Source organism: Shewanella sp. 1180_01, from assembly GCF_052850535.1.
Map to the genome: position 1 here is coordinate 22888 of NZ_VXCT01000035.1, position 24688 is coordinate 47575.

Below are 24688 nucleotides of genomic sequence, written 5' to 3' on the forward strand. Positions count from 1 at the left end.
TTTCGATTAACGCATACATAATGCGAACTCAAGTATAGTCCAACTCTGCGCCAGCATTAGAAAAACAACAATACTCTGCCGTTATAAATTACGCTGGATAAAGCGGAAACACTCTTCTGCCGCTAAGGGTTTACTAAAGTAAAACCCTTGCACTAAGTCGCACCCCATGCTCGACAATAATACCAATTGCGCCTCGTTTTCAACCCCTTCGGCCACCACAGTTAACCCCAACTCATGGGACATAGAAATGGTCGCAGCACTGATAGCAGCATCGTTCGGATCGCTTTCAATATCCTTCACAAAGGAGCGGTCGAGCTTCAATCTGTCTAAGGGCAAGAGTTTCAAATAGGATAACGAGGAATAACCCGTACCGAAATCATCAATCGCAAGTTCGATACCATGCTGGCGCAATTCAGCCAATAGGCGCGCATTCTGCTCAGGATATTGCATCGCCACACTCTCGGTGATTTCAAGCTCCAATGCCCCTTTGCCCAACTTATGCTTTAAAAGCACATTGGTGATATCGGCGACAATGCTATCTTTGCGGAGTTGATGCGCTGACAGATTCACTGCCATTCGCAGCTCAGTCGCACCCGCAGCGCGCCAAGCGGCAAGCTGCGCCATGGCGGTTTCTAACACCCATTGGCCGATAGGAATGATCATGTCGATCTCTTCGGCGATGGGAATAAAGCGGTCTGGCGCTACCATGCCAAATTCAGGATGTTGCCAGCGAACTAAAGCTTCGACACTGACCACTTGCCCAGTGCGGATATCAATTTGTGGCTGATAATGCAGTCGTAATTCATCGTTAGCGAGCACTTGCCTGAGGCCCGTTTCAATTTGCTGGCGCTCAGTGATCAAGGTATTCATCGCCGCAGTAAAGAATTGATAGTTATTGCGTCCCGCCGATTTGGCGCGGTACATGGCCATATCGGCGTTTTTCATTAGGGCTTCAACACTGTCACCATCGGTCGGGAATAAACTGATGCCTATACTTGGCGATGAATGTAATGCTTGATTATTAATGATATAGGTTTGACTCAAACCACTGCGCAGCGCTTCGGCTAAACTGGCCACCTCATCATGGTTCGTATCAGATAAGGCAACCACAAACTCATCGCCACCCAGACGCGCAACAGTGTCAGTATCACCAACAATGTTTTTCAAACGCCGCGCAACTTCTAACAAGAGTTGATCGCCCACATGATGGCCCAAGGTGTCGTTGATATTTTTAAAGTGGTCCATGTCGATAAACATCACGGCAATTTGGCTGTCGGATGCCAGCGCCTCCCTGAAAACCACTTCGAGGCGCGACTGTAAGCTGAGTCGATTAGGCAGTAAGGTCAAAGAATCATGGTGGGCGAGGAAATGAATGCGTTCCTCACTGACTTTACGCTCGCTAATATCGGTAAAGCTGCCGATGTAATGGCTCACGGCACCTGCATCATCGCGCACCACAGACATCATCAACCATTTGGGGAAATCGTAACCATGCTTATGCCTGTCCCAAACTTCGCCTTGCCAGAATCCCGTTTGTTCTAGGGCGGCACGCACTTGAGGGTCGATATTTTTGTCGGTACGCTCGGCCTCTAAAAAGCGGCAGTTTTTACCAATGATTTCGTCTCGGGAATAACCAGTTATCTGAGAAAATGCACTATTCACATCCACAATAATGTCGTTGGCATCCATGATAGTGATGCCTTCACCACTCTGCTGGAAGACCTGCGCCAATAGATTTACCCGCGCAACGGTGCGCTCCTGCTCGGTAATATCTTCAACGATAAAGAGAATAAGCTGCTCACCATCGGCGCCTGTGACTAACGCACCATTGAGGCGCACCGCCACTAACTGGCCATTCTTATGAACATAATGCTTCTGATAGGGGCCATAACGACGCGTTTGCTTTAGGCGCTCTAATTGCTCAGTTTCACTTAATTGATAACGCTTTGGCGTGAGATCCCAAGGGTCGAGCTGATTTAACTCAGCGAGTGAGTAACCCGTCATGGCTTCGAATGCGGGGTTAATCGCCACAAACTGACCATCATCTAAACGTTTAAGCACATGCCCCACGGGCGCCTTATCAAACAAGTTACGATATCTTTGCTCGCTTTGTACCAAGGTGGCCTGAAAAGCCTGACGACGGGCAATTTCCTTCGACAAGGCCATGGTTTTTTCAGTCACTTTTTCGGCAATACGTTGGCGCTCGCCGGAGGAAACCAGTGTCATACCACCCACAACAGCACAGGTGATAAAGGCGAGGAGCAGCATAAGTAGCGATAAGCTAAAAGTATCGCCCATCAGCACAGCATAGGATTGATAAATCACTATGTGCCAATGCCGATCCGCTAGCATCAGGTTTGCTTGAAAATACTGGCCGGTTTTATCGCTAAATAGCTTGCTGCTAAACGCGGGAAACGACTTCGTGGTATTGCTATAAAGTAATGCACCGCCCGCACTCATGTCGGAGAGTTTCCACTGCAATCCCTTTACGCTCTCAACATCATTAATAATGCTTTGCAAATCAATCACAGCTGAACAAAATCCTGAGATTCTGCCTAGTCGGTCGAACGCGGGCGCAATGAGTAAAGTACCACCCGGGCCATTGGGATCTTGAGCTAATTGAATCTTAGCCGTCATCACAGGCGCTAAGGTCGCGCGCACTTTGGCAATGGCAGCGGCTCGTGTCGGCTCGCTATTGAGATCTAATCCCAGCGCCGCCTCATTGCCTATGATTGGCTGAATGTACATCACAGGCACTAACCAGCCATCGGTATTAGTTTGCCAGCCTTGAGGCCGCGTGACTTTGTAAGGGCCGCCAATGGCTGAGCGGGTCGATGCCTCAAAACTGGGCAGATCGGCGGCCGCCACTAACGGCGACCAAGACCAAGCTCTAAAGCCATCTTGCTGCAGCATGTTACGTTTACCAAACTGCACAAACTCATCCTCAGAAACCTGCTCGCTATTATCGAACAAGCTCGCTAGGGCGACGATTTGCTGCAGATTAGCCTCTTGAAAACTTTCAATATTGCTAATCACTGCATTGGATTGGATCTGAAACTTATCCTGCAACTGTTGGCGCTGGTTCATATCCGAGTAGTAATAAATCCCCACGCAGAATAAAAAGCCCACCAGCAGGGGAACACCCGTCTGAATGCGGCGAGCACGCCAGATAGCTCGCTTATCAAATAACAACATAGTCAAAGGGATAAAGATCACGGCGCCGAGCAAATCCCCCGTCCACCAATTCACTAAACTTCCCAATAAATCAGATGGTGGAATCGTACCGTTGATCACTAAGGCACTGTTGCCAAAAACGGTCGCCACAATACAAGTTAAGGCTAAGCTCAAGCAGGATTTAATAACGGTATTAGGATTATCTAAGGTGAATAAATGATCGACTCGCCCAAGAACATGGGCAGAAAGCACAGCCTGTATGCAAGACCCAATCGAGATAGCAAAAGGTAACCAGCCCCAATGGATATGCCCGCCAATATTGATGTTGATCAGCAGGGAACCAATAAACACGCCAACCCAAGGGACATACTCTTTCCACAGGATACAGGCAGCAATGGCAATCCCTGCGGCAGGCCAAATGGCAGCTGAATATCCTGGTGGCAACGCAATCATCAAGCCTAATTTACCTACAATGATGTAAGCTAAGGCGATGAAAATGTTTACCTTAAGGTATGGGATAAATGACTTTATGTGTAGTCCTTCAAGCTGGCACATCTAAATGTTAACAAATATCATGCCCTACTCACTCGATCAATCTCAAGCAGATATCAAGGTTGTGATGAAATCACAGTCTAATAATCGCTTTATCTAATGTAAATAGCGTAAATGACTGAAACTGTCACTGTTTTAACTTGATGTTTTTATTTGATATGCCCATCTCAAATCCGCTTAACCAAACTTAACTCGCATCAAAAATCAGCATGCAAAAATGTGCGGCGAGCAAGGGTAAATAGCAGTGTCATTCGTATACGATAAAAGCGACTGTAGGCTAAAGCCCACATGCTCATGGGGGCATTAATCCGCGCCATCCGTCGCCAACACATCAACTTTAGCCAAAACGAATAAATGAAGCGCCTCACACATTTTTATTTTATGAGAACCAAATCAGTTAAATTTAGGCTAATTTTGTAAATTTATTGATTTTATTTGGTTTTAATTAAGGTTTTTTTAACGCTTAGGCCCTTTTACCGCGGGGATCCGCTTTCATTCAATAGCCGCTTCTTGGTATCCTCCTGCCGCATAAAAAAGTTGCATGCTGAATATTTTTTGTTCTGCCAACTGACTCCCTTTCCCGTTCAACCGGACCCGTTAATTGAAATTAGCTCTTAGCCAATTCATTGCTGAAAGATTGAACCTGATTATTCGGTTTTCAACCTTTAGCATGACAAACCTAACCCTGTTTTTCGGGTTATTGTTTGTGCTGCCTGTAGCTGACGTTTTGTACGTATTGATCGGCGGTTGTGTCGATATTAGTGAACTCATCAGCCTCAGCAATGGCTTTTTAGTCGAGTTTATCGGCGCCAGTCTGCTCAGCCTGTTATTGCTCAACCCCCTCGTTATTCTGCAGTTATGGCATTTAATCGACTGCTGCTTCAAATTTTTCAATAATCTCGATTTAACCAACGCTTCACTTTTTTTAGCACCCCCAAGGCTAAAATCCCTCGAACATACCGCCCACGGTTGTCGCGCCCCACCATTTTAACCCTCTGTTTTTAAATTCAAATTAAGCATTAAGCGCTGAAAGCTGATCTTCGATTTCGTCGGGATGGCGGCACATTTTGTGTCATTCCTCTTGGATTTCAGGATTTGCGTTCAGATAACGCCGCTTAGTGCGACTGCCGGTTCACGCTTGGCAGAGTTGTAAACCTTAGGGTTAGAGGAATCTTCCTTTGTTAATTCGAAAATTAAGTAAAGCGGCAATCGCGGCAGTAGCATTCATGCTCGCGGGTTGTGATGGCGGTGTGTTGGACCCTAAGGGCCAAATCGGTATCGATGAAAAACACCTGATTATCGTCGCCACCCTACTCATGCTCATTGTCGTTATCCCTGTGATTGCCATGACATTGTACTTCGCGTGGAAATATCGCGATGGCCGTGATCAAGAAATCTATGCGCCTAAATGGGCACACTCAACAGCAATTGAAACCGTCGTGTGGATAGTGCCGATTGTGATCGTAATAGTGCTAGGTGTGATCACTTGGGGTTCGACCCATGATCTTGATCCCTATAAACCTTTAGATCACGAAGCTAAACCCGTCACGGTTGAAGTGGTGTCGCTAGACTGGAAATGGTTATTCATTTATCCAGAACAAGGCGTGGCATCGGTCAATGAGTTGGCGTTCCCAGCCAATGTGCCGGTGAACTTTAAGATCACCTCTGACACTGCGATGAACTCCTTCTTCATCCCTCAGTTAGGCAGCCAGATTTATTCTATGGCGGGCATGACCACTAAATTGCATTTGATCGCTAACGAGCCAGGCACCTTCGATGGTATCTCGGCTAACTACAGCGGCGCCGGATTTGCGGGCATGAAGTTTAAAGCGATTGCTACTCAAACACCTGCCGACTTCGATGCATGGGTTGCCAAGTTAAAACAACAGGGCAAGACATTGGACTCAGCGGCCTACGCCACACTGGCTAAACCGAGTGAATACAATCCGGTTGAATACTTTGGCTCAGTGAGCAAAGGGATGTTTGACCAAATCGTGATGCAATACATGCACATGGACTCACATGACGGCATGAAAGGTCACGAAGGAATGGACATGCACGCAGGCATGGAACACATGGGCACTGAGCATACATCTGACATGGCAGACATGAAAGGTATGCACGACATGGCCCATATGGCAGGCGAGCACGCGATGGAAAATACACAGAACATGGCCGACATGGATAGCTCAACCCATTCTGACACTTCATCTACAGAACACTCATCCACCCAAAAAGTGGAGGCGGAGTAATCATGTCATTTCTCGGTAAATTAAGCTTAGATGCGATTCCGTATCACGAGCCTATCATCATGGTGACCTTAGCGGTCGTCGCAGTGGTAGGTTTGTATATCGCAGCCTTGATCACTAAACACAAAAAATGGAGCGTACTTTGGAACGACTGGTTAACCTCAGTTGACCATAAACGCCTCGGTATCATGTACATAGTGTTAGCTTTGGTGATGCTCATTCGTGGCTTCTCCGATGCCATTATGATGCGTACCCAGCAAGCACTCGCCACCAACGGCGCCGCAGGTTATCTGCCGCCTGAACATTACGACCAAATCTTCACCGCCCACGGCGTGATCATGATTATCTTTATGGCGATGCCATTTATGATAGGTCTGATGAACTTAGTGTTGCCGCTGCAAATTGGTGCCCGCGACGTTGCCTTCCCATTCTTGAACAACCTCAGCTTCTGGCTTACCGCCTCTGGCGCTGTGCTGATCAATATTTCATTGGGTTTAGGTGAATTTGCTAAAACAGGTTGGGTAGCGTATCCACCCCTCTCAGAGCTGGCTTACAGTCCGGGGGTTGGGGTCGATTACTATATCTGGGCACTGCAGATTTCGGGCATAGGGACGACCTTAACCGGGGTGAACTTTATCGCCACCGTACTGAAGATGCGTGCCCCAGGCATGAAGCTGATGCAAATGCCAATCTTCACTTGGACTTGTACGTGGGCGAACATACTGATCGTCGCGTCATTCCCAATCTTAACCGCTGTGTTAGCCCTGCTGACACTCGACCGTTACATGGATTTCCACTTCTTCACCAATGACGGTGGCGGTAACGCCATGATGTATATCAACCTGTTTTGGGCGTGGGGACATCCTGAAGTTTACATCCTGATTTTGCCTGCTTTTGGTATTTTCTCCGATGTGATCTCAACCTTTACCTCTAAACGTCTGTTCGGTTACACCTCTATGGTGTGGGCGAGTGGTGCGATTTCAATTCTAGGTTTCATCGTTTGGTTACACCACTTCTTCACCATGGGCTCAAGTGCCAACGTCAACGCCTTCTTCGGGGTGATGACTATGGTGATTGCGGTTCCAACTGGGGTGAAACTGTTTAACTGGTTGTTCACTATCTACCGTGGCCGCCTACGTTTAACGGTACCTGTGTTGTGGACACTAGGCTTTATGGTGACTTTCACCATAGGCGGTATGACAGGTGTGTTATTAGCCTTACCGGGTGCCGACTACGTCTTACATAACAGTTTGTTTTTAATCGCGCATTTCCATAACACTATTATTGGTGGTGCGGTCTTTGGTTACTTAGCAGGCTTTGCTTACTGGTTCCCGAAAGCAACAGGTTTCCACTTAAATGAGCGTTTAGGTAAAGCGTCATTCTGGTGCTGGCAAATCGGTTTCTATGTGGCCTTTATGCCGCTGTACGTACTGGGCTTTATGGGTATGACACGCCGTATCAACCACATTGATAACCCAGCGTGGAACGTGTGGATCTACTTAGCCGCCGTGGGTGCTTGCATCATCATGGTAGGTATCATTCTGCAGTTTATTCAACTGTACGTGAGTATCCGTGACCGCGACCAAAACCGCGACACCACGGGCGATCCATGGAATGGCCATACTTTAGAGTGGTCAACCGCTTCTCCACCGCAGTTCTATAACTTCGCTAAGCTGCCACAGGTTGCTGATATCGATGCCTTTACCGATGCGAAAGAAAAAGGCGTGGCTTATCAACGTCAAAAACACTACCAAGCTATCCATATGCCGAAAAATACCCCAAGCGGTATCTTAATGGCGCTGGGGATCACTGCCGCTGGTTTTGCCGCTATTTGGCACATCCTGTGGTTAGCCATTGTGGGTTTAGTGGGCGCTTTCGTGGTGTTCCTGTTCCGTGCTTATAACAATGACGTCGACTATTACGTGCAACCCGATGAAGTGGCTCGCATTGAAAATGCCCACTTAAACAATGTAGTAAGGGGCTGATATGAGTATTGCAATCCCAGCAGATTTAGAAGTAGCTCACGCAGAAGATCACCACGAACACCATGACACCAGTGGCAACACTCTGTTTGGTTTTTGGATTTACCTGATGACCGACTGCATTTTGTTTGCCTCGGTTTTCGCAACCTATGCTGTGCTCTACATGAACACGGACGGTGGCGTTTCGGGTAAAGACATTTTCGAATTGGACTTTGTGCTGATTGAAACTGCCGCTCTGCTCGTTAGTAGTATTACCTATGGCATGGCGCTGATTTTTGCTAAGCGCCACAACAAAGCTGCAACCCTCACTTGGTTAGCCATTACCTTTGCACTGGGTTGTGTGTTTATCGGTATGGAAGTCTATGAGTTCCATCACCTGATTGAACACGGCAATGGCCCACAGCGTAGCGCTTTCCTGTCGTCCTTCTTCACCCTTGTCGGTATGCACGGCTTGCACGTGACCGCAGGTCTGATTTGGATGGCGATCATGATGATTGAAGTGGCGAAAACCGGTTTAGGTAATCGCAGCATCACCCGCCTGAGCTGCTTAAGCTTGTTCTGGCATTTCCTCGACATAGTGTGGATTTGTGTATTCACGGTCGTGTATTTATTGGGAGCACTTTAATGAGCGCACATAGTCATACTCATAAGCCTAGCCATGGCACTGACGATCTGGCCGCGAGCATTAAGTCATATCTAATGGGCTTTGTGCTGTCAGTGGTATTAACCGCCATTCCGTTTTGGGCGGTAATGACCCATCACTTCGAGAAAGCGACCACCCTTAGCTTAGTGCTAGTGATGGCGATAGTGCAGATAGTGGTACATCTTAAGTACTTCTTGCACTTAGATTTCTCGAAAGAAGGCAGAGTAAATACCTTCTCCTTCCTGTTTACCGCCCTGATTATTGTCATGGTAGTCGGCCTGTCGGTATGGATCATACTCGAAGCCAACGCTTTGATGATGTAACGAGAAACAGTCTATGCAAATACAAGACAGATTTATGTCACCGCAATGGAAAGCACGCTTCAAAGGGTATGTGCAGGTGACTAAGCCTGGCATCATTTTCGGGAATCTGATTTCCGTTGCTGGCGGTTTTTTATTAGCCGCCAAAGGCGACGTAAATCTGGTCTTGATGTTGGCGAGCTTAGTGGGATTGTCCTTGGTCGTAGCCTCTGGTTGCGCAATCAATAACTGTATTGACCGTGATATCGACGCCAAGATGCAGCGAACCTGCAAACGCGTGACCGTCACGGGCGAAATTGCCGTGGGTAACGTACTCGCGTTTGGACTCGCCTTAGGCGTGTTGGGCTTTAGCATCTTAGCCTTGTTTACCAATGCATTAGCCCTGCTATTTGCCGTTATTGGTTACATAGTATATGTGGGGGTTTATAGCCTCTACATGAAACGTAACTCAGTGTATGGCACTTTAGTTGGCAGCTTCTCGGGCGCAGTACCGCCCGTGGTTGGCTATTGCAGTGTGACAGGCCAAATGGACATGGGCGCGGCTATTTTGCTGTTGATGTTCAGTCTATGGCAGATGCCGCATTCCTATGCCATCGCGATTTTCCGTTTTAATGACTATGCGGCCGCCAATATTCCTGTGCTGCCAGTGGCAGAAGGCATGACCAAAGCAAAACTGCATATCGTGCTTTATATTGCCGTGTTCGCCTTAGTCAGTGCACTGTTGCCACTCGCGGGTTACACAGGTATCGCCTTTATGGCGGTCACCTGCGCCACCAGCCTGTGGTGGCTTGCCATGGCATTAAAAGGTTATCGCCACGGCGTCGACATGCAACGCTGGGCTCGCCAAGTGTTTGGTTTTTCAATCATCACTATTACGGCGCTTAGTGTGACTATGGCGCTCGACTTCCAAGTCGTGAGTCAGGCGCCACTGCTCACCTTAGTGAAGTAAATCCTAAGCTTTCAGCTAGTTGTCTAGTCCTGAAATAAGTTGATAATACAAAAGCGCTAACCTAGATTAGCGCTTTTTTTCTACCTTAAAACAGCCCCTGATGTATCACTTCTAAGTGAACATCATTCGCCACCACATACCAGGCAGGCTAGTAAAACCAGTCGTGTAGTGTTTTAACTCACCATCTTTAAAGATCATAATGGTTGGCGTCGACTGCAATGACCAATCACGGGCAATCTTGCTGTCACTATCATTAATTGTGTCAAAGCCATAATCCTGATGCTGAAGATATTTTCTCAGTTTCTCATCCTCACCCGAACTAATGGCAACCGTCACCACAGGGTAATAGGCCGACATTTGATTGACCGCCGGGCTGACAAAATTACACACAGGGCACCAAGTGCCCCAGAAGTACACCAATACCGCCTGATCTTGGCTGAGCGTGGCAATATCAAGCGTCTCCCCAGCCAACGTCGTCCCTTGTAGCTGTGGCAAATTATCCCGTGGGATATCTTTGCCGCGCCAGATATCCATCACGCTGGTCACGATAATGACAATGAGCAGCAAAAGTGCCAGTTGCTTTATCCAGCCCAATATGCGTTTAGGTAAAGATATCGAAACTTGTTCGGCGCTCATATTTTCAGTTTCCTTTGGCTGCATCTTAACTGCTCTTCTGCGTCTTATCTTTAGCGGCAATCGCGGCTTCGAGCTGCTCTTTTAACACTTCGTAAGGCACTAGTCCGGGAATAAGTGTATCGGCCACTATCATACTTGGCGTGCCACCTATGCCTAACTCATTCATTAATTTCACATTGTCATCGACCATTTTAACCACACGCTCATCTGTGTTGCCGACCCAGCGCTCGGTTGCCGTCAGTTTAGCGACCTTAGCGATGGCGGCGGCATCGAGTCCACGCGGACTCGACATCAACATATCCTTCACCTTGAGATACTTTTCAGGCTCGTTTAACCAAACAGTTTGGGCAAAATCGACCGCTATTTTGGAGCCTTCGCCCTGCAGTGGCACCATTTTGACTATGATTTTTAACTGCGGAAATTCTTCAATCAGCTGGTTCAGCGAAGGCTCGATTTTCTTGCAGTATGGGCAGTTAAAATCGGTAAAGTACACCATCTCAATCTCAGGTGTCGCAGCGCCCTTCCACGGATCGCTTTTGGTCTCATACATAGCTTTATGATGAGTCACAAGATTGGTTTGCATGGCTGTATTTGCCCCCTCTTGCTCCCTTGCTTGCCACGCAATAATCGCTTCCCTCATAAGGTCAGGATCATTGATCAAGGCATCTTTAAGAATCGCTCGCACCTCTTGCTGCTGCGCCGCCGATAAACTGCTGTCCTTGGCATAGGCCATAGTGCTCACCGAAGGCAAGGAAACCACCAGCATTGCCATGGCGACACCCGAGACAGCAAACATCTGCAACTTGCGATGTTTGAATAAAGAGCTAAATTTCGACATTTTGGTGCCTCCGTTGACTTGAGTATTCCGCATTGATTCAGTGATGTTGTGTGCTTCAATTGTCTGTTTCATAATCGATGTCCATTGTTTCAGGTCAGGGGCTTCCTGACCTGAGTATTTGTTAAGTGTCACTCGACTCGCTATTGAATGAGACTCGCCAGTGATATTGCCGAGTGAACGGCTAGTCGTTAGCGTTATTTCCCTGCCGCTACGGATGACTTTTCAGGGGACGCTGAGGCCTGCTCAATCGCAGCAAGCACAAGGTCAGTCGATAGAATTTCCGGCAACTCAATCCCTTGCGGCGCACCCGGGCCGTAAACCACGTTGAATGGCACCCCGAAACGATTATGGCTTTGCAGGTAGTGAGTTATGGGCTCAGAAGGCGTAGTCCAATCGCCCTTCATCGGCAAAATATGCGACTGTTGCAACAGGCTATAAACAGGATCTTGCAAGATCACGCCAACTTTATTGGCCTTACAGGTAATGCACCAATCGGCAGTGACATCAACAAACACAGTTTTGCCTTGGGCAACCTGCTGATTAATCAATGCTTGATCCAATGGCGTCCAAGCAAGATCCGCAGGTAAAGGTTTAGCCCACTGGTTCGCAGTCATAAATGCGATAATCGCCGACAGTAAAATGCCGATACCTAAGCAGCTCACGATGGCAATCGCGCCATATTTCTTAGCCATAAACACCATAAATATCAGTGTAATGACACCCGCTAACGGCCACAGGTAGAGCACATCAATAAAGCTAGCCAACAGGCTAATGAGCCACAAACTGGTGATGAGCAACATGCCGGAGAAAAACACTTTGACTGTGTTCATCCAGCGACCAGGTTTAGGGAAATAACCCGCCACTTGCGGAAATGCCGCCACAATCAACCAAGGGAACGCCATACCCACGGCCAACGCGGTAAAGATGGCAAACAGGCTAAGTACATCGGCGCCCAAAGCGAAGGCGACCGCAGTCCCCAAAAATGGTGCACTGCACGGTGTCGCCAGCAGCGTGGCGAACATGCCCTGTAAAAAATGGCCGCTGTTATTATTGCCGCCCGTTGTCGCCAACTTGGTTTGCACGTTAGAGGGTAAGTTGATCTCAAACACACCTAACATATTGAAGGCAAAAACTGTGGTCACCAGCGCCATAAAGCCGATAAACCAAGGGTTTTGGAACTGCACACCCCAACCAATCGCTTGACCCGTGAGTTTAAGCATTAAGATAAAGCCAGCCAGTAACCAGAATGAGGCCAATATCCCCAGCGCTGATGCGATGAACTGTTGGCGGATTTGATTACGCTTAAGATCAGGCGCAGCAACCACTGAACTGAGCTTCATACCGAGTACTGGTAACACACAGGGCATGACGTTTAAGATCAAACCACCGATAAGCGCTAACAAAATCATGCCAAATATCGAGGTACTTGCTTGGGTAATCACCACAGGCTTAACTTCGGCGCTGTATTCCAACGCTCGCTCGCTATCGGCGACAGTCATGTTCAGCGATTTACCCAAAACTTCAGGCTCGCCCAGCCAACTTTGACCAGTGAAAATACCGACCAATTGCTTGCCGTTAGCATCACTTTCGTTTGGTTTTAAGCTCACTAGCTTGAATGTGGTATCTGGCTCGCCATCGATAATCACGGTTGGACTCTGCCAGTTGGCATCATTGAGTCTGACTTCAAGTTGACCTTTGGCGGCATCCCAACCCATTGTCATGGCAGGATTCTGGCCCTCTTGGGTCAACACTTTTTGTGGCACAAGTGACACGGCCTTGTTGTAAGCCAACATGGCATCGGTATCTGCTTGCAGCAAATTGGGCGTGAAGTCGAGACTAATCTGATAATCCGTTAGTACACAGATAGTGGTACAGGTCGACAAGGTCACTTTGCCACGCAACTGAGTTGGGGCAGCGATATCATCGACTTTCAAGGTTAATGGAAAGGTGGTATTACCTTTGTAACCAAAGGTTTGTAATCCCAATAATGAGAATTCCTCTGGCGCTGGCCATCTCCAATCCACTTGCTGTAGATTGCGAGAGCCATCCCACTTGATGGTAGGCGCGATACCGCCTTCCCCAGGACTGCGCCAATAGGTTTTCCAATCGCCCTCGAGTTGTACTTCAAGCACAGCGGGCAAAGTGTTCGTTGCGGGATCAACTTCGCCCGTCAGCATAAAACGTACTTTGGCTGGCGGGTGATTATCGTTAACTAACCATCCTGTCGATGCCGCCATGAGCGACGGGCTCGTCACTATCAAGGCGAGTATCCAGAATCTGGTTAACATGGATTTTAATGTACTCATTTTGTCCCCATTGGCATGAACCGTTCGTTATGCCCTGTAAATGCTTGCTTTACTTCTTAACTCTGCCCCCATTACAAAGGGCGTGATGGCTTAAGAAAAATCAATGTGATAGCAGGCTTAATTCAAGAAATTTGATCGGAGATAGGATGTGTAAAGCGGACGTTCTGCAGCTGGGTAATGGTCCTTTCAACCGGTAAACGGGTAAGAAAAGCCAACTATCGAGCTAGAGAATGAGCACCAGAATAAACTCACCTATCAGTTTGATAAGTAAATTATTTCTATTCTTGAAAGCGACAGAGAGTGAGATGTATTCGCCTAGGTTTAGCTTGATAACCTTGTATGGGTAACAGTGTTATCACGCGGGAGGCGCGGTGAAGTAACGGCAGTAGGAACAACAGGATAAGAAATGGAATGGGACTCGGTGCATCGATACAGGTTCGGATCGATTTCTCAGACAATTCACATTTTTTAGGCTCGCTTTTGACCAGCTCAGTACCCGCCGCTTGGGCATCGACGTGACTAGCCATATTGCTTGAAGCTGAGCTGCTATTAAAAGCTGAACTTGAGTTTAAAACTGAGTTGGCGCCAAAACCAGCACCAGAAAAAGACGTAGCCGACATCGCTTGCGCGCTCGACTCCTTGAGCAACAAGTTAAGTATTCCACTGTTTTGAGTCAAACAGAACAAGGTCAGAATGGTAAACACCATCACGCCCCATAAGTTGCCTGTTTTCTTAGTCAATAACGTAAAAATTTGGATTTCTCTTCGTCTTATTCTTTGATAATAAAGATAAAAAATGAGTGTCTTTCAACAGATAGCTGAAGATAAGACCGGCGGATTGTAACAATAGTTCATCAACAAGCAAATTAATTTGCCTTGCCTGAAAAATAGATACAGACAAAGCTTATGCTGAAAACCCACCATCAATCATCAAACTCGCACCAGTGATGTAACCCGCTTCTGGACCCGCGATAAAGGCGACAAAACTGGCAATCTCTTCGGCTTTACCATAACGACCCAGGGCACCCATCGCCTTGATTGGCTCAGATGAATCACCGTTATCAGGGTTCATATCGGTATCCACAGGGCCAGGCTGAATGTTGTTCACCGTAATCGCACGCGGGCCTAAATCCCGCGCTAGTCCCTTGGCTAAACCGACTAATGCCGATTTACTCATGCCGTAAATCGCACCACCTACAAACGGAATGCGCTCAGCGTTGGTGCTACCGATATTGATGATGCGGCCGCCGTCATTCATGTGCAGCACGGCTTCTTGGCTCGCCACAAACACACTGCGCACATTAGTGTTAATTGTTCGTTCCCAGTCTTCTAGCGTCAGATTTTCGATGCTATCCCAAATCAGCGTGCCCGCATTATTAACCACTATATCTAAGCCACCGAAATGCGCTTTGGTCTCGCGAATCGCACGTCGGATCGCCTCTGGATCAGTACTGTCAGCCTTAATGGCAATGGCTTGACCACCCTGCGATATAACTTCATCCACCAATAGTTGCGACTGCACCTCAGATGACACATAAGTGAAGGCAACCGCTGCGCCGTCACTCGCTAAACGCTTAACGATGGCGGCACCGATACCACGGCTACCACCTTGTACAAAAGCTACTTTACCTTGCAGATTATTCGACGATTTCATAGTTAGCTCACTCAATAGGGATAAAAATCTATGGTATAAAAAAGCGTTGTTAATCAATCACAAAATGGCGATCGCCCGTTAGTTAACGCTCTTTTTCATACTGTGGTAGTAGCTTACGCGATTCACTTCCCATGATTAAGTCACTAAAATGACCATCACTGAGTCCTTCAAGGAATTAATTGCCGTGATAAATAATCAATTTGTTGAGATACGCCATTTCGTCACAGTTGCCCAGCTCGGCAGTTTTACCTTAGCGGCGCAGGCGTTAGGCATGACAGGTTCGGCGCTCAGTAAAAGCATAGTACGACTAGAAACCCGCTTAGGTACTAAGCTGCTGCACCGCACCACAAGGCGTGTGAGCTTAACCAATGATGGCGATTCGTACCTCAAAGACTGCCAAAATGCTATGGCAATCCTAGACAATGCACAAAGCCGACTCGGCAGCGAACAGCAAATTCCCTCAGGTCGAGTGCGAGTGGATTTACCCGTCACGTTTGGGCGGCGATATATACTGCCAACCCTATTATCACTATCGCAAAAATATCCCAAGCTCGAGTTATCCATCACCTTTAACGATAGGGCGACCGATCTATTCAATGATGGGATTGATTTGGCAGTGCGTGTCGGACAACTCGGCGACACTGTGGATTTAGTCGCCCGAAGATTAGGGGAACAACGCCGAGTGATCTGCGCATCTCCCGCCTATTTTGCTCGACTTGGCACACCAAAAGACAAAGCAGATCTTAGCCAGCACCAATGCATTGTCGGCTGGCCGCTTGGGCAGCAACATCGCTGGTTACTTAAAAATGAGGATGGGATCATCGAGGCCTATGATATTCCAGTACGCCACGAAATCGCTGATTGCGAAGCCATTTTAGCGGCTACACTGGCGGGAGTAGGTTTAGCGCAAGTGCCTATATGGCTAGTTGAGGACTATCTTAAAACCGGTGAACTCATCTCAGTACTGGACGAACTCGCCAGTGACGACACACCTATCCACCTAATTTGGCTTAAAACCCCTTACCTCCAACCCAAGCTACGGGTGATCATCGAAGCACTGGCCGAATTAGCCAAAACGCCAAAAAGCAGATTTAAGGCAGAATAAGTGAAAGGCCTCGACTGAGCGCGACCTTTCACTTCGGGACTAACGATTATTTACTTTGATGTACGGATTGGTCATAGAGAGTGATCGCTTTGCTGAGCGCGTCAAAATCCGCCGAACACAAATGCCGCTTTAAGCTTTCAAACTTTTCGGCAGGCCAATCGTAGATTTTTAACGCCAGTAACTCACTAATAACTTCTTTATCAAACCGATACTTGATTAATTTCGCAGGTGATCCCGCCACAATACTGTAGGGTTCGATATTTTGAGTGACGACACTATTTGCGGCAACAACCGCACCTTCACCTATCGTCACCCCAGGCATCAGCATACATCTCATACCTAACCAAGCCCCATCACCAATATGAGTATCGCCTTTGCCTACATAGGCCTCCTCGATGAAATCCATAAAGGGATATAAACAAAACCAATCCGCTCTATGCGTATGATTTCCGCCCATTAAGATCACAACTTCGGCGGCGATACACACATAGTTACCGATATACAGTTTATCGATAGGCCACTTAGGTTCCCACTCACGGCTCACTTCATCGCCATGAAGATATCTCACCGCTGCTCCCTCAAAGCCAGCATCCCAGCAATCACTGTAATAGCTATGCTGACCTTTGACTATGATATTGGGATTGGTGACCACCTCATGCAATAACTGAACTTTTGACCAATGCTTGTTCTGCATTGCAAATCCTCTTTATAAACAAAATAATAGATATAAGACATCATGTTATGAGAAGTTTCACATTAGAATAGTCAGTGAATACGCGGTTGTTTTAGTAGAGGAATGAGTTTCATATAAAAGTCATAAGTGGGTATCAAAAAGAAAATAGCCCATAAAGCTGAAATATCGACATGAGCTATGCCAGCCGACATGTTAACCACCATAGCCCGCCGCTGCAAAGCTATGATGGTTAGTTAAGTCACACGTTTAGACAATGACTAAGCCGTTGCACGCCAACCACGCCATGAAAGGCCCGCATAAAAAAGCTCTACATCGGTAAAGCCCACACTCTTAAGTAGCGCCTCGTTACGGGCCGGACTGACCATTTTTAGCACATTGACTAAGCGATCACAGGTGGTGCTGACCTGCTCCGGATCGGCACCAGAACCCAGCGCAAAATCTCGATAGCGTGCCAACATTAATTCAGCGCTTGGTGATGAGATATCAATACAACAATCGACCAGCACAAACGGCGCGCCAGGCTTTAGGCGTTTTTTAAGTTCGAGCAGAGTTTGCAACTTACTACCATCGTCAGCGACAAAGTGTAGCGTGAGCAAACAGCTTGCAGCATCAAATGGACCTTCTGGGGCATCTGTAATATAACCATGATGCCAATTCACTCGCTCACTCGCATCGATAGCAGCGAGGCGCGCCTTGGCAGCGTTTAACATTTCTGCAGCTGGATCTACGCCAGTGTAACGCCATTGAGATTGCAGCGAAGCAAAGACCTCGAGCTCGAATCCGCCGCCCGCGCCAAGCACAAGCAGCTCACCAACGTCACCTATACCTTCTTTTATAAGCTGAGCCGTCATGCGCTGCATCTGCTCATAGGCTGGCACAAATGCCGTTGGGCCTTGGGCATAGCGGCGGACTACATCAGGATTTTCAAAGTGTACTTGTTTCATTTTTAAACTATCCATAATCAATAGGTTGTAAACCATGATAAAAACTAGTGCGTCTTTTTATTCGCGGCTATTGAGCCTGTTTCACAGGGCGTAACACAGCGATGGCGGAACCAAATAACAAAGTAGCAAGAATGGCCATACCTATTGGTCCAACGCTATAAGCAAATCCCGCTACGCCAGACCAGATAGCCACCCCGAGGTGCATCATAGTCATGGCGAGCGACATCAGTATGCCGCGATGAGCGTTAGATAGTTGCGCAATATAACTTTGTAATGCTGGCGAACCGACGCCACCCGCTAGCGACCACATGACTAACGGTAATATCAGCACTAATAGCTGCTGCGCGGGATACAGATAAAATCCAATGCTGACAATAAGGCACGCAATTAACGCCAGTCGCATAACTTGGCGGCCGCTTTCAAGTCGGCCCGCCACGCGCGGCATTAACATATTGCCGATAACGCTACTCCCCCCTAACACAGCATACATAACACCCACGGACCAAATACTCATGTCTAATGTGTCGCGTAAATGCTGCCCAACTAAATTGAATAACCCGATGCCTCCGCCAAGGCCGAAAAACATCGCCAGTAAGGCGCCAATAGCCCCGGGAATAGCCCAGATTTTAGTGACCTTTTCATTGCCATCATGGATAGCGGGAGCTTCAACCGTTTTACTACGAACGAAAACCACGGCGAGCGCGCCAGCAACACACCAAGCACACACGCCAAGTACCATAAACGCGGCGCGCCAAGAGAGCCATTCAGCCAACAATGCCCCAAGCGCTGGGCTAGAGATCATACCAAGCGTCAGCCCTGATTGAACCCATGCGATACGCTTCATCGCATCGTTGCTAGCGTTAGTTGAAGCATCTGCGGCCATCGCAAAAGCAATCGGTAACATGCCTGCGCTAGCAATACCCGTCAGTACCCGTGTCGTCAGCCCCCACTCAAATGAGCTAACCAATCCGGTTGTGATAGAAGCCGCGCCAAACAGTAAGGCTGCAGGTAACATCACTCGCATGCGTCCAAGGCGGTCAGATAACACGCCCAGTGCTGGTGCCACTATCGCCAGTGCCACGCTATAGGCGGTAATGAATAAGGTCACGCGTTCAGGTTGAACTCCTAAATCATAACCAATAGGTACTAAGATTGGCCCTAGCATCAGCTCATCTGCACCGACTAAAAAAGCAATGAAAAATAATAAAACTTTTAATAACATGGTTTGATAACCTAAATAATTTCAGCATCTTGTGCGGTGATAATGTTTTGAATGTCCACAATTCTGTCTGGCCAGTCGGCGACAAAACTACGCTCATGAGACACCACAATGATAGTCCCAGAGTATTCAATCAAGGCCTGCTTAAGTGCTGCTTTTACAGTGACATCTAAATGTGTTGTAGGCTCATCCAGTACTAACAAGTTAGTCGGATTTTGTGCCAATCGGCAAAGCTTTACCTTCGTTTGCTCACCGCCACTAAGGGTACGAATAGGCTGCATAGCGAGTTTTCCTGACACCCCAAACTGGGCTAATTGTTGTCTGACCGCTTTATCATCGAGCCCACCACATGCAGATTTAATGAGATTGGCTGCTGTGGCGTCTGGATATGGCCAATGTAATTCCTGCTCGAAATAGCCAAGTTTAACCCCCGTAGAAATTGCTATTTGCCCAGCAACTGGCGCCAACTCGCCCACCAAGGTTTTCAACAAGGTAGATTTACCTATGCCGTTAAAACCTGTGATCAGCACCTTTTCGCCACGGCTAATGCTAAGTGCGATGGCGGGGAGCAGTGGCCGCGAATAACCAATTAGCAGGTCAGTTGCACTCAGCACTTGCTGGGCATTATGGGTCGTATGTTTAAACGCTATCGATATTGGCTTATCTAATTCCGGCGCGGCGAGCTTCGTTATGCGGGTTAGCTGTTTTTTACGACCATTGGCAATGCTGGCATTGACACCAGCGCCATTTTTCGCAATGAACTGCTCCAGTTTATCTATGTGTTTTTTCTGCGCCAGATATTGCTTAGCATGAGCCGCACCATCGCTAACTTTTTGCGCCATAGCCTTATCGATATTACCTTTGTATTTGCGGATCTGTTGTCTATCTATGTCGCAAATACTAGTGGCAATACGATTCAAAAAGGCGTGATCGTGCGACACCACCATAAAGGCACCATTAAAATCAGTAAGGTAGTCGGCTAACCATTGAATATGAACACTATCTAAATAGTTGGTTGGCTCATCCAGTAATAACACGTCCGGTGACATCAACAGCAACGACGCCAACATCACCTTATGACGCTGCCCACCACTTAACTCGCCAAGCCTTGTGTGCATACCAAACTGAGTAATGCCGAGTCCGTCTGCGACCGCGTCGATATGGTTATCAACTTGGTAAAATGACTGGCTCTCGAGCTGAGTCTGAATATCAGCGGCGCGCACAAGGTAGCTATCATCTGCGCTTTTTTCGGCGCAGGCGTATATCGCCATCATTTCTGCTTCAAGTAAGTACAACTCAGAAAAGGCGGTTTTAAGGTAGTCACGTACCCGAAACTGGGCATCCATTTGGGCGTGTTGGTCCAGATACCCCACTTTCACAGAGGGTTGCCAAATGATATCGCCACCGTCTGGCAGTAACTGTGTTTGCAGTAATTTAAGTAAGGTACTTTTACCGACGCCATTACTCCCCGTTACCCCAACATGCTCAGCGGGAAAGAGATTGAAATCAGCATTCTGGTACAAGGTTTTATCACCAATGTGATAAGTTAGATTATGAACTTTGAGTAAACTCATTGTATTACATCCAAAAAAAACGAGGGGCGGCAGTTGATATACCGGCCCCTCGTTTCAAGAAACATTGAAACTTTGCTTCTGACTTTTATCAGAAACAAAAAAGCCGACGATGAAGCATCATCGTCGGCCAAGTTTCTGCAATGTTCAGATACAAGACCCCCTTCCACTTAAAGACAGGGAATCACCTTGTAGCTGATGAAGATTCAGAAAACATCAAGCCCCGAGCAACACTTCATCGTGTTAGTGCGCGGAGCACAGTCTCCTGACAAATTTCTTGAATAGGATGTACAACATTGCAGATAACCAAAAATCTAATCAGATGGCGACTTTAGCGAAGTCGAGAATTGTAGTCAAACCCTTAGTACGCTCTACGTAACAACTGTCGCTGAAACCAAACTATGGCATAGCAGTATACCAAGAAACAATTACTTAGCTAAATCATGTAACCATACATTGACATAAAATATACCCATAGCCTGACAAATAGGAACAGCCACAAAATAACTCAAGTGAAAAATGTAACTTTACTACAAATGACTATTAAACCTTTGCAAACTGACAATTGATCTAAACAGTATTGGTTGTATTGCTAATCTAGCCACCAGTGAATCAAAATGGGCATTGAAAAGTTGCTTAACTGAGTATCCAGCATTCGTTACTAGCGACCTATCTTCTTAAATCTAGATCTTGCGCAAATTTCTTAGCGGTCTTTAATGACTCTCTATCTGTGAATTGTTCAACTGTAACTGTGGGGAGCAATAAGTTTGATACTAAAATGGCAGCGATCGCATAGTTGCGCTGCCATTTCTAAATCGAAATTGCCCCATTCCTCGTTAGCAAAGTGGCATCTAGCTCACTACAGCATCAGTATGTTGACCTAATTTTAGTAATGCTACAGAGTTTTGGCCTTATCAGTTCTATCCAACCGCAATCACGTAAGCTAATGAGTAAATGTCATACGAGTATCAGCCTGAATGCGAGGTCATAATGCTGTCAATCAGGGTCAGCAATTTGTCTGGCGTGGGAATTCAATAATGAGAAAGCTAACACAATATCAAGTAATTACCCATCAAACTGTATAAAAACCGCTACCGTAAAAAAGCAAATTCCTATAGCATGATTTATACCCATTTACACGGATGTGGCAGTGCCAAGTCCAACAAGCGATTTATGCCCTGCAAACAGCGCAGCGCATAAATACTAAGACGTTAGGTGCTCTAGCAATAAATGATTGTTTACTACTTTACCTCTGCTGAATATGGCATTGAAAACTTGAGAAATAGACGCCTAAAAGTGTCTGATTTCTCTAATGTTAATGACCCGTTTGAGTTGCTCGGAATTGAGTTGCAAGATAAAGGCGTAAGAAAGACAGTAAATTTCGAAAAGTCTCAAATATCAAAAAGGTACGGTTTGCTTTGTTTTAGCGAAGATAAGTACAACCCGGTTCAATGGGCGCATTATGCTGATAATCATAAAGGAGTTTGTTTAGGTTTTGATATCCCGGAAAAGAAACTAAAGAAAGTTAAGTATGTTGCAGAGCGGCTCGCTCGGGAGACCTTAGATCAACCAGACTGTAATGAAAAACTGCTTACTACAAAATTTAACCACTGGAGCTATGAGCAAGAGCGAAGGCTAATAGTAGATTTAAACAGTAACCAAATAAATGGTGACGGGTTGCGCTTTGAGAGTTTTAGTGACGAGATGGTTCTTAAAGAGGTCTATATAGGTTGCAAGTCGGAGTTAAAGTTTGCCGATATTTCTTCGGCTTATAAAAGCGGCAATAATAGCGTAATAACAAAAGTTACTAGGCCATCATTCCGAGACTTTCGTATTGTATGGGATCAGAGCAAAAAAAGTGAACGAACCTAACAAATCAATCAACTACGTGCCTGCTGCGCCCGTTATGTTTAAGAAACACTACACTGGGCTTTCCGGAAAAACTAAGAAAGAAACCTACACGGAATAGATTTATTGCAATTAAATTTTTTTGATAGTTCACTTAATAAAAATAATAAATAACTAAGAGAAAAATTCGAGAGTGAGGCTTATTTTCTTGCTGAAATCCAGCACCTAGCAATCCCATCTGTCTATAGCTGCCAATTTTCTTCACCGCTACAATCAGTTCTATGCGCTTGTCATGTATGTTTAGAGACTACTTCCCATGTACAACATTTACTATTGAGCAGTTGATACTTGGCATTTATGGTTCTCATTCTTCAATTGCAGTCTTGGTACCATCGTACTGCTATCAAAATCATAAATGATAACTTCTGGATGATGAGTGTCATAAGCCTGACCAATGAAAACAGCGGCTGCGTTTGATACGCAAGTAAATAAGTGTACTGTTTGAACACAACACTCTGATTTTAGTTTGTGAAAAATAGACTGGAGTTCGACAGTCAAAGCTTTTCCATCTTCAGGGTGTGAAATTGCACCGTTACCCATATATGCTTTTTTGGCTCTTATAGTAATGACCTGAGCATTTTTTTTAGCACCGATAGCTTTCGAAGCTTCAATGAGACTTTTGGGCTCGGCAGTTAAGGCGATGTTTATGATGACATGAGCATTTTCTTTTAAATCGTCTAGGCCTTCAATATCATAAAAACTCCCTACGGCAACATCATTAGGCCAAGACCAATTCCCACTTTCCCTAAAACGTAGCATAGGAGTAACATCATTTTTATTACCAAGCTTAGCTCCTAACCCAATAAGTGCAGATGTGGGACCGAAGCCAAATAAAGCAGCATTGAAATCAAACCCCTTTGTTTGTTGAATGATCTTGTCCGCTGCACTTTGAATTACATTAGGCATCAATTGCCAAAGTACATCTGGAGAGTTAATTAGTAAGTCTTCGTTGTCGCTCAAAATGTTTATCTGTTCGTGCATTCTGCGTTTAATTCTGGATAAGCTACCGGCTATCTGAAGATAGGATGGTGATGAAATCGTTTGGGAGTTTACTGGCCACAGCACTGCGTAAACAGGAATTGGCTGGTATTTAAGGCCATCAAGTAAGCTATTAGCAACAATACTAAATTCTTTTTTCATTACAGATAACATTGGCGCGGTATAGTCACTCGCTGCTACTTTATCTATAAGTCGGTGATGTTTGTCGCAAAGAAGTAAAATATTGTTAGGATCGTTTGAAAGTTTATTGGATAGTTCTGTAATTCCTCTGGCACCTTGTTCAGAAGACGCTACGTTGTGGGCTAAATAAGCATAGTTACCAGTCGTACCGGAAACTGAATCGTAGTCTATTTTTTCACCACACCCGGTGAACATACAACGACCATAGCTTTCTCTCCAAACAATATTTTTAGTAGCTTCAGTAAAGCCTTTCCCTCTGCCTTTTATTTTCCGTTCATCTTCGAACCGTGAGAATAAATTTCCAAGTTCATTAATTTGAAACTCTGCTCCTTGCTTGGCGGCTTGAACCCATATTCTACTTATTGTGCAAAGCGTCAACAGATCATCACTATTTATTTGATAACCTTGAATATTTCTGTAAGTAACATGTTCTTTGCTATCAGGTAGTAACGCCATCAAACTCTTTACGCTTTCATGAGGCTCCAAACACAATCTTAATGTAGCAATTACTTCTCCATTAAAGCTGAGTAAAATGATGGTATTTTTATCATCGTTATCAGTAAGAATTCCCACATCATCCCAATTTACTAGCTTTTTTAGGTTTGTGATAAAATGATTAAAATTATCCAGCGAATCAATTGGAGAGCTAGATGCCTGATTACAAAACTGATCGACTTTATTACCCATTCACTTTCCTCGATATTTTTCTAATTAATTATTATTGATGGTTAACATCACATCCACTGTCAAAGTTGATGTTCATCAT

At 46.2% G+C, this 24688-nt stretch carries 19 protein-coding genes; 8 read left to right on the forward strand and 11 right to left on the reverse strand.

Annotated features, from left to right (window positions below; translation table 11 throughout):
- Positions 1 to 81: 81 nt before the first annotated feature.
- Complete coding sequence (locus tag FW758_RS16610; protein ID WP_446445952.1) at positions 82 to 3729, reverse strand: EAL domain-containing protein; 3648 nt, start codon at positions 3727 to 3729, stop codon at positions 82 to 84.
- 598 nt (positions 3730 to 4327) lie between these two features.
- Here FW758_RS16610 and FW758_RS16615 point away from each other — a divergent pair.
- The 6 genes from FW758_RS16615 (at position 4328) to cyoE (ending at position 9869) form a co-directional block, all read left to right on the forward strand.
- Entirely contained in the window at positions 4328 to 4717 is a 390-nt protein-coding gene (locus FW758_RS16615; RefSeq protein WP_006079495.1) for a hypothetical protein, read from the forward strand.
- Between the two features lie 187 nt (positions 4718 to 4904).
- Positions 4905 to 5978: a ubiquinol oxidase subunit II gene (gene cyoA / locus FW758_RS16620; RefSeq protein ID WP_259559975.1), complete on the forward strand. Its 1074-nt coding sequence runs from the start codon at positions 4905 to 4907 to the stop codon at positions 5976 to 5978.
- A 2-nt stretch (positions 5979 to 5980) separates the two neighbouring features.
- The gene (gene cyoB / locus FW758_RS16625; protein WP_006079491.1) at positions 5981 to 7960 is read left to right on the forward strand and encodes a cytochrome o ubiquinol oxidase subunit I; all 1980 of its coding nucleotides are present in this window, start codon (positions 5981 to 5983) and stop codon (positions 7958 to 7960) included.
- A 1-nt stretch (position 7961) separates the two neighbouring features.
- Entirely contained in the window at positions 7962 to 8582 is a 621-nt protein-coding gene (gene cyoC, locus FW758_RS16630; RefSeq protein WP_006084646.1) for a cytochrome o ubiquinol oxidase subunit III, read from the forward strand.
- Complete coding sequence (gene cyoD / locus FW758_RS16635) at positions 8582 to 8923, forward strand: cytochrome o ubiquinol oxidase subunit IV (protein ID WP_446445953.1); 342 nt, start codon at positions 8582 to 8584, stop codon at positions 8921 to 8923. Before cyoC ends, cyoD begins: the two co-directional genes overlap by 1 nt.
- Before the next feature lie 13 nt (positions 8924 to 8936).
- Positions 8937 to 9869: a heme o synthase gene (gene cyoE / locus FW758_RS16640; RefSeq protein ID WP_006079488.1), complete on the forward strand. Its 933-nt coding sequence runs from the start codon at positions 8937 to 8939 to the stop codon at positions 9867 to 9869.
- A 111-nt stretch (positions 9870 to 9980) separates the two neighbouring features.
- Here the strand turns inward: cyoE and FW758_RS16645 are convergent, their stop codons facing one another.
- From FW758_RS16645 to FW758_RS16665, 5 genes are all read right to left on the reverse strand, one after another.
- The gene (locus FW758_RS16645) at positions 9981 to 10505 is read right to left on the reverse strand and encodes a protein disulfide oxidoreductase (protein WP_446445954.1); all 525 of its coding nucleotides are present in this window, start codon (positions 10503 to 10505) and stop codon (positions 9981 to 9983) included.
- A gap of 25 nt (positions 10506 to 10530) precedes the next feature.
- Entirely contained in the window at positions 10531 to 11415 is an 885-nt protein-coding gene (locus tag FW758_RS16650) for a DsbA family protein (RefSeq protein WP_446445955.1), read from the reverse strand.
- 122 nt (positions 11416 to 11537) lie between these two features.
- The gene (locus tag FW758_RS16655; protein WP_446445956.1) at positions 11538 to 13649 is read right to left on the reverse strand and encodes a protein-disulfide reductase DsbD family protein; all 2112 of its coding nucleotides are present in this window, start codon (positions 13647 to 13649) and stop codon (positions 11538 to 11540) included.
- A 278-nt stretch (positions 13650 to 13927) separates the two neighbouring features.
- On the reverse strand, positions 13928 to 14356 hold the full coding sequence (locus tag FW758_RS16660; RefSeq protein WP_311998845.1) for a hypothetical protein: 429 nt from the start codon (positions 14354 to 14356) through the stop codon (positions 13928 to 13930).
- Between the two features lie 196 nt (positions 14357 to 14552).
- Complete coding sequence (locus FW758_RS16665; protein WP_446445957.1) at positions 14553 to 15302, reverse strand: 3-oxoacyl-ACP reductase family protein; 750 nt, start codon at positions 15300 to 15302, stop codon at positions 14553 to 14555.
- Between the two features lie 184 nt (positions 15303 to 15486).
- Here FW758_RS16665 and FW758_RS16670 point away from each other — a divergent pair, with 184 nt between their 5' ends.
- Entirely contained in the window at positions 15487 to 16407 is a 921-nt protein-coding gene (locus FW758_RS16670) for a LysR family transcriptional regulator (protein ID WP_261272312.1), read from the forward strand.
- Positions 16408 to 16453: 46 nt separating this feature from the next.
- Here the strand turns inward: FW758_RS16670 and FW758_RS16675 are convergent, their stop codons facing one another.
- From FW758_RS16675 to FW758_RS16690, 4 genes are all read right to left on the reverse strand, one after another.
- Positions 16454 to 17101: a CatB-related O-acetyltransferase gene (locus FW758_RS16675; RefSeq protein ID WP_446445958.1), complete on the reverse strand. Its 648-nt coding sequence runs from the start codon at positions 17099 to 17101 to the stop codon at positions 16454 to 16456.
- 257 nt (positions 17102 to 17358) lie between these two features.
- A complete protein-coding gene (locus FW758_RS16680; RefSeq protein ID WP_446445959.1) occupies positions 17359 to 18045 on the reverse strand; it encodes a class I SAM-dependent methyltransferase in 687 nt (228 codons plus the stop codon).
- Positions 18046 to 18112: 67 nt separating this feature from the next.
- Complete coding sequence (locus FW758_RS16685; protein ID WP_446445960.1) at positions 18113 to 19267, reverse strand: MFS transporter; 1155 nt, start codon at positions 19265 to 19267, stop codon at positions 18113 to 18115.
- 11 nt (positions 19268 to 19278) lie between these two features.
- Positions 19279 to 20838 (reverse strand): ABC-F family ATP-binding cassette domain-containing protein, encoded by a 1560-nt coding sequence (locus FW758_RS16690; RefSeq protein WP_446445961.1) that lies wholly within the window; start codon positions 20836 to 20838, stop codon positions 19279 to 19281.
- A gap of 1227 nt (positions 20839 to 22065) precedes the next feature.
- Here FW758_RS16690 and FW758_RS16695 point away from each other — a divergent pair.
- Positions 22066 to 22707 (forward strand): DUF2971 domain-containing protein, encoded by a 642-nt coding sequence (locus FW758_RS16695; RefSeq protein WP_446445962.1) that lies wholly within the window; start codon positions 22066 to 22068, stop codon positions 22705 to 22707.
- 306 nt (positions 22708 to 23013) lie between these two features.
- On the opposite strand, the gene FW758_RS16700 is transcribed toward FW758_RS16695, so the two are convergent.
- Positions 23014 to 24609, reverse strand: coding sequence for an SAVED domain-containing protein (locus FW758_RS16700; RefSeq protein ID WP_446445963.1), 1596 nt, complete (start codon positions 24607 to 24609; stop codon positions 23014 to 23016).
- Positions 24610 to 24688 lie beyond the last annotated feature (79 nt).

Excerpts from the sequence above, each read along its gene's own strand:
- FW758_RS16700 (WP_446445963.1), bottom strand. The coding sequence starts at position 24,609 with ATGGGTAATAAAGTCGATCAGTTTTGTAATCAGGCATCTAGCTCTCCA.
- FW758_RS16680 (WP_446445959.1), bottom strand. The coding sequence starts at position 18,045 with ATGAAACAAGTACACTTTGAAAATCCTGATGTAGTCCGCCGCTATGCC.
- FW758_RS16675 (WP_446445958.1), bottom strand. The coding sequence starts at position 17,101 with ATGCAGAACAAGCATTGGTCAAAAGTTCAGTTATTGCATGAGGTGGTC.
- FW758_RS16650 (WP_446445955.1), bottom strand. The coding sequence starts at position 11,415 with ATGAAACAGACAATTGAAGCACACAACATCACTGAATCAATGCGGAAT.
- cyoB (WP_006079491.1), top strand. The coding sequence starts at position 5,981 with ATGTCATTTCTCGGTAAATTAAGCTTAGATGCGATTCCGTATCACGAG.
- FW758_RS16690 (WP_446445961.1), bottom strand. The coding sequence starts at position 20,838 with ATGAGTTTACTCAAAGTTCATAATCTAACTTATCACATTGGTGATAAA.
- FW758_RS16665 (WP_446445957.1), bottom strand. The coding sequence starts at position 15,302 with ATGAAATCGTCGAATAATCTGCAAGGTAAAGTAGCTTTTGTACAAGGT.
- FW758_RS16645 (WP_446445954.1), bottom strand. The coding sequence starts at position 10,505 with ATGAGCGCCGAACAAGTTTCGATATCTTTACCTAAACGCATATTGGGC.
- FW758_RS16655 (WP_446445956.1), bottom strand. The coding sequence starts at position 13,649 with ATGAGTACATTAAAATCCATGTTAACCAGATTCTGGATACTCGCCTTG.
- FW758_RS16685 (WP_446445960.1), bottom strand. The coding sequence starts at position 19,267 with ATGTTATTAAAAGTTTTATTATTTTTCATTGCTTTTTTAGTCGGTGCA.
- cyoE (WP_006079488.1), top strand. The coding sequence starts at position 8,937 with ATGCAAATACAAGACAGATTTATGTCACCGCAATGGAAAGCACGCTTC.
- cyoC (WP_006084646.1), top strand. The coding sequence starts at position 7,962 with ATGAGTATTGCAATCCCAGCAGATTTAGAAGTAGCTCACGCAGAAGAT.
- FW758_RS16610 (WP_446445952.1), bottom strand. The coding sequence starts at position 3,729 with ATGTGCCAGCTTGAAGGACTACACATAAAGTCATTTATCCCATACCTT.
- cyoD (WP_446445953.1), top strand. The coding sequence starts at position 8,582 with ATGAGCGCACATAGTCATACTCATAAGCCTAGCCATGGCACTGACGAT.
- FW758_RS16695 (WP_446445962.1), top strand. The coding sequence starts at position 22,066 with ATGATTGTTTACTACTTTACCTCTGCTGAATATGGCATTGAAAACTTG.
- FW758_RS16660 (WP_311998845.1), bottom strand. The coding sequence starts at position 14,356 with ATGGTGTTTACCATTCTGACCTTGTTCTGTTTGACTCAAAACAGTGGA.